This is a genomic window from Pseudarthrobacter sp. B4EP4b (genome assembly GCF_006680095.1).
Classification (GTDB): Bacteria; Actinomycetota; Actinomycetes; order Actinomycetales; family Micrococcaceae; genus Arthrobacter.
In genome coordinates this window covers 1-5597 of the sequence record NZ_VHIJ01000089.1, presented here as the reverse complement: position 1 = coordinate 5597, position 5597 = coordinate 1, and the positions used below count along the sequence as shown (strand labels likewise).

6 protein-coding genes and 1 tRNA gene are annotated in these 5597 nt (G+C 63.0%); all 7 read right to left on the bottom strand.

The features are described 5' to 3' along the window. Positions 1-100 precede the first annotated feature (100 nt). Positions 101-1447: an MFS transporter gene (locus tag FNL14_RS22860; RefSeq protein WP_142065065.1), complete on the bottom strand. Its 1347-nt coding sequence runs from the start codon at positions 1445-1447 to the stop codon at positions 101-103. A gap of 151 nt (positions 1448-1598) precedes the next feature. Continuing rightward, positions 1599-2396 carry an IclR family transcriptional regulator gene (locus FNL14_RS22855; protein ID WP_091422719.1) on the bottom strand — a complete coding sequence of 266 codons (798 nt, stop codon included), beginning with the start codon at positions 2394-2396 and terminating at the stop codon, positions 1599-1601. Positions 2397-2676: 280 nt separating this feature from the next. Further along, positions 2677-2967, bottom strand: a complete 291-nt coding sequence (locus tag FNL14_RS22850) for a hypothetical protein (protein ID WP_181762752.1) — start codon at positions 2965-2967, stop codon at positions 2677-2679. 123 nt (positions 2968-3090) lie between these two features. After that, positions 3091-3166, bottom strand: a tRNA-Val gene (locus FNL14_RS22845). A gap of 105 nt (positions 3167-3271) precedes the next feature. Next, complete coding sequence (locus tag FNL14_RS22840; protein WP_142065062.1) at positions 3272-4192, bottom strand: NAD-dependent protein deacetylase; 921 nt, start codon at positions 4190-4192, stop codon at positions 3272-3274. Positions 4193-4199: 7 nt separating this feature from the next. Next, a complete protein-coding gene (locus FNL14_RS22835; RefSeq protein WP_091424825.1) occupies positions 4200-4694 on the bottom strand; it encodes a peroxiredoxin in 495 nt (164 codons plus the stop codon). After that, positions 4691-5110 carry a DUF3052 domain-containing protein gene (locus FNL14_RS22830; protein WP_091424830.1) on the bottom strand — a complete coding sequence of 140 codons (420 nt, stop codon included), beginning with the start codon at positions 5108-5110 and terminating at the stop codon, positions 4691-4693. The genes FNL14_RS22835 and FNL14_RS22830 overlap by 4 nt, the downstream gene beginning before the upstream one ends. Between the last annotated feature and the right edge of the window lie 487 nt (positions 5111-5597).

The window sequence follows — 5597 nt, the reverse complement described above, 5'->3', positions numbered from 1 at the left end:
GTGCTCAGGCCCTTGCAGTTTAGGCTCTTACTAAGCCAGTCCAACTTTCGGGGACCAGTTCACCAGGGGAAGCCGCCCTTTGACGTTGACCAACGAGTACCTAGCTGGCGTCCTCCACCAGGACCAGGTCCCTGCCCACGGTTTCAGGCGTGAAGAACGTGGCCACAAACGAGATCGATGCCAGGACCAGTGAATAGATGGCAGGAACCAGCCACGAGTGGTCGGTCGCGGCCAGAAGGGCCACACCGATCATGGGGGCAAAGCCTCCGGCGAGTACGGCGGACAGTTCCCGGCTCAATGCAACGCCCGTGAAGCGGTGCTGGGAGCCAAACAGTTCCGGCAGCAGGGCGCACTGCGGGCCAAGCATTGACTGCACGCCCAGGGCGATGCCCACCACCATAACTGCCCAGACCAGCGTGACGTTTCCAAGGGTCACCAGGTAGAACGCCGGCAGGGCAATGACTGCCTGGAACAAGGCGCCATACCTGTAGACGGGGACGCGGCCAAAACGGTCGGAGAGGGCGCCGAACGTCACTACCATCACAGCGGCGAACCCGGCAGCAATCAGCAGACCGGTGGGGCCGATGAACTTGTCGCCCGCAAACACACCGGCGGGCATGCTGATGAACGACACCAGGAGCGCGGAGTAGATGGAGGAGTTGCCGTTCTCGCCCATCCGCAGGCCGATGCCCACCAGGACGTTCTTTTTGGAGTGCTTCCAGATCTGGCCCACGGGGTTCTTCACCACGGCCTTGTGCTTCTCGAGCTCCTGGAAAACCGGCGTTTCCTTCAGGCGGAGGCGGATGAAGACAGCAATAACAATCAGGATGAAGCTGGCCAGGAACGGCACCCGCCACAGCCAGCCCTGCAGGACCGCCTTGTCAGCCAGCGCCATCAAGGCAAAGGTTCCGGCGCCCAGGAGGGTGCCCAGCTGGATGCCGACGAACGGCAGCGAGGCGAAGAACCCGCGACGGCGGCGCGGGGCAACTTCCGAGATCAGCGTGGTGGCGCCGGCCTGCTCAGCGCCGGCCCCCAGCCCCTGGATGATGCGCAACGTCACCAGGAGGACTGCGCCCAGCATGCCCGCCTGTTCAAAGGTGGGCAGCAGGCCGATGGCGAAGCTCGCCATGCCCATCAGCCCGATAGTGAGGATCAGGACCATTTTGCGGCCGAACCGGTCCCCGATGTAGCCAAAGACGACGCCGCCGAAGGGGCGGGCCGCAAAGCCCACACCGTACGTGGCAAAGGAGGCGATGACTGCCCCGCTTTCGCCGAGCGGGGCAAAAAACAGCGGTCCGAAGATCAGCGCCGAGGCCAGGCCATAGATGTAAAAGTCGTAGTACTCCAGCGCGGAGCCGACGGAACTGGCAAGAGTTGCCCTTCGCAGCTGGTCCGGTTCGACGACGGCGCCGTCCGCGGCCTGCGGTGCTTTAGTACGAGTTGTCACAAGAACTCCCTCATCACACTCCAGGCCCCCGTTGGCCTGGTGGGTCAGTGAAGGCACACGTTGTGCGAATCACTATGCTGAACAGCGTACAGTAAGTTGAACAGCTGGCAAACGCCTTGCCGAAATAATCCCGTTGGCCGGGGTTTCGCCGCTAGCCCATCGGGTTTCCGAGGGAACGGGCCAGCTCCCGGAGCTCCTTGACCATCTGGGATCCCTGCTCCTCGGTGTAGGTGGCCTTGAGGGCCGTGACGGATAGTCCCAGGCTGGGACCGTGGGCACCCCTGGTGGGTACTGATACCGCAAGGCACACCACCCCGGTAGTGGACTCCTCATCCTCAAAGGCATAGCCCTGGTCGCGGATGGTGCGGAGCTGGGCTTTGAGCTCCGCCCCGGTTCTGAGGGACTTTGGCGTCATAACGGGCAGCTCGGCGTCGTCAGGGAACATGTCTTCAATGTCGTGAACGTTCAGGCGCGCGATCAGCGCCTTGCCCACCGCGCACAGCGAGACCGGCATTTTGTCGCCGATGTTGGAGGTCAGCCTGACCGCGGGGTGGCCTTCATAGCGGGCAAGGTAGATGACGTTCGTTCCGTCCAGCATGGCAATCCGTACCGTTTCCCTGGACAGCATGGGAGCCTGTTCGCAGTACCGGTAGAACTCCTGCACCTCGTCCAGCCGGCTCAGGTAGGCGGCACCGAGTTCCACGAGCTTGCGGCCCAGGGTGAACTCCGCTCCCTGCCTGCTGATCAAGCGCGCTTCTTCCAGGGCCAGCAGGAGGTTGGACGTGGAGGACTTGGGGATGCCGAGCTCGCGGGCGAGATCGCTCAGCGTCAGTCTTCCGGTTGCCGATGCGGCGAGGGCATCCAGCACCGCGGCTGCACGGGTAACGGCGGGCGCCGGTGAGGCGCTTCCCAGGCCGTCGGATGATCGGGAGTTGCGGGAATCGGCCATGATTCTCCTTATATAGGCGCCTGCGCTGGTCATGCTGTTCATCCAGCTGAACACCAACCATCATAATGGCTGGAGGAGTGCTCGAGACTTGGCGCCCGCGGGCTTTCCGGTGCCCCCGACACACTTCCGGGATGACTTCATGTTTCCGGCAGTTCACGGTATATTCATCTCAGACCCTCCACCGCGGCATCCCCCAATAGTCGCGGTGGAGGGTTTTCCAATGCCCGGCCCCTGCTTGCGCGTCCCCGGTCCTGGCCGGGCAGCCGGCGCAGACCCATCCTCAGGCTGCGTCCGCCACGGCCTGACGCAGCCGCCATCCGCCGCCAAGGCCATCCCGCTCCAGCACCATGGTGGTCAGCGCCGAGTTGCTGTTTCCTCCAAGCCTCACCTGGACCTGGAGGACCTCCACATCAACACGGCCCAACCCCTTGGGCATGCGTCGGTTGACTTCCCACCAGTTGACGCGCTCGAACCAGCGCACCGGCTCGGCACCCAACGCCCATTCCCTGCCGTTGCTGATGACCGCCGTCGGCATTCCGTTGGTTCCCGTCTGCACCATCACATGTTCCATACCTGAAAGCTATGGCCGGGCACTGACATTTTGGCCGCCAACCCACATTCCCGGGGGGGGCGGGCAGGCGGGAACGAAAAAACCCTGTTGTTTCCGCCGCGGGGCGCAAACAACAGGGTTTCCTGGTGGGTCCTACCGGGATCGAACCGATGACATCCACGGTGTAAACGTGGCGCTCTACCAGCTGAGCTAAAGACCCAAAACCGCTGAATCCGGCGCTTCAGCGCCGCAACCAACGAACATAGACTCTACCCGACGCATGCCTCCAAACGCGAATCGGCGCGCCAGTGACGCTGCCGGTTTCCTAGAGGGGCGGAAGCGCGGCTGCCAGCCAGGCCAGGGATTCACTGACGCCGGCCTCCAGTTTGATACTTGCCTTATCATCACCACGGGTGGGTCCACGGTTGATGATGACGACGGGCTTTCCGTCCTTGGCGGCATGCCGGACGAAGCGCAGCCCGCTCATCACCGTCAGTGAAGATCCTGCGGCTACCAGGGCCTCGGCCTCATCAACCATCCGGTACGACCGTTCAACCCGGTCCTTTGGCACATTCTCCCCGAAGTAGACAAAGTCAGGCTTGAGTGTCCCGCCGCAGGCAAAGCAAACAGCAACAACAAAACTGCTGATCAGAGCCTGGTCCTCGACGGTGGCATCAGCGTCCGGAGCCATCTCCACCAGGCCTGTTTCCGCTGCGCGGGACAGGAAGCCCGGGTTGAGCTCCTCCAGCACTCCGGCCAGGACGCGCCTTGAATATGTGCGGTGGCATGCCAGGCACACCACCTGGTCATACCTGCCATGCAGGTCCACCACGTTGACGCTGCCTGCGTCTTCATGCAGCCGGTCGACGTTCTGGGTAATGAGTCCAGTGAGATAACCGCGCCGCTCGAGTTCGGCGGCAGCGTAATGGCCCTGGTTGGGATCGGCATGGCGCAGATGGGACCAGCCGATGTGGTTCCGGGCCCAGTAGCGCTGCCGGTTCGCCTCATCCTTGACGAACTCCTGGTACGTCATGGGTGAACGCGGCGGCGAACCCGGCCCGCGGTAGTCAGGGATTCCGGAGTCCGTGCTCAGTCCCGCCCCGGTGAGCAGGACAAACCGCTTGCCCGCAAGGACCTCACGGATGCTGAGCAGAACCTCCCGCTCCCCGTCAGAGGGAGTGGCTGCAGCCACGGGCGGCAAGCTGGCAAAGCCTGTCAGCCCTACGCCCGCCCGCTGCTGTGCCATGGGATCCTCAGGCCTGCCCCAGGCCTGCCAATGCGGCACGGTATTCCTGGAAGTCGCGGGCCTGGCCACGGGGATTCACTACCGAATACCGGATTATTCCGGCCTCATCGATGATGAAGGTACCGCGATGCGCCATGCCGCTGTCCGCGTCAAAGACGCCATAAGCCCGGGCCACCTCACCGTGCGGCCAGAAATCCGCCAGCAGGTCGAAGGCGTACCCTTCCTGGGCTGCATAAGCCCTCAGGGCGAACTTGCTGTCAACGGAGACGGCCAGGACCGTGGCGTTGGCTGCCTCGAACATGGCCAGGTTGTCCCGTATCTCGCACAGCTCCCCGGTGCAGATGCCCGAAAACGCGAACGGATAAAAGACCAGGACCACGTTCCCGCCCCGGAGGGACGACAGCCGGACCGGCTCGCCGTACTGGTTGGCGAGTTCGAAGTCAGGTGCTTGTCCGCCGAGGGCGGGCGCAGCTACAGGGGCAGCGCCAAGCGCTGCCGTCACTTGTTTTTCCTGCTGACCAGGCGGACGGCGCTCCAGTCCTTCGAGACGCCTGCCGAGGTTGTAACGTGCAGGCCGGCCGTCGGGGCAGCTTCCTGGATGTCCGCCGGCGAGACATACCCGTCCCGGCCGGACTTCGGGGTGAGGACCCAGACCACGCCGTTTTCGCCCAGGGTGGTCAGCGAATCCATCAGGCTGTCCACAAGGTCCCCGTCGCCGTCGCGCCACCAGAAGATGACGGCATCCGCCACTTCGTGATCATCCTCATCGAGCAACTCGGAACCCGTGAGGTCCTCAATATCGTCACGCAAGTCGAAATCGACGTCGTCGTCGTAACCGAACTCCTGAATCAGATCCCCGTTCTTGAAACCCAATTTTTCCGCCACATTTACCGAAGTGGCGGCGTCGGCCTCGCTCACGTGTTCCTCCAATGCCTCATACATGCAGTGCGCATAGTGATTTCCATTACTCCCAAGCCAACACCCTTTGTGCCTGCGCTTCAAGCTGCAGCCCCCTGAGCACGCCATATTCTGCGTCACACCGGGACAGGCAGCACGCGTCGCAGCGGCTTTTCGTCACACAACCAGTATGACGGCGAAATACAACAGAGCCGCCCAACCCGCGGCTACGCATCGCGTTGGGGTGAGAGTTAGAGTGGCAGGTGACAACTATGCCTGCGGGGCAACAACCCTGTAACTCCAATGCAGACGTAGGAATGCTAGGACCCTGCCCGGCACACATGACCGGGCTGTTGTAACCGATACGTCGCACACGGCGTATATACGCCGGGCGGTCACCCTGCCCGGCCTGAGTGCGCCTCTATGCGCGCAAAGAGAGGTTGGACGTGGCTGCAGGAGAAGATACCTCCCATATCCTCAGCGGGTTGACTAACCAGCTGCCTGATCG

Excerpts from the sequence above, each read along its gene's own strand:
- FNL14_RS22855 (WP_091422719.1), bottom strand. The coding sequence starts at position 2,396 with ATGGCCGATTCCCGCAACTCCCGATCATCCGACGGCCTGGGAAGCGCC.
- FNL14_RS22850 (WP_181762752.1), bottom strand. The coding sequence starts at position 2,967 with ATGGAACATGTGATGGTGCAGACGGGAACCAACGGAATGCCGACGGCG.
- FNL14_RS22840 (WP_142065062.1), bottom strand. The coding sequence starts at position 4,192 with ATGGCACAGCAGCGGGCGGGCGTAGGGCTGACAGGCTTTGCCAGCTTG.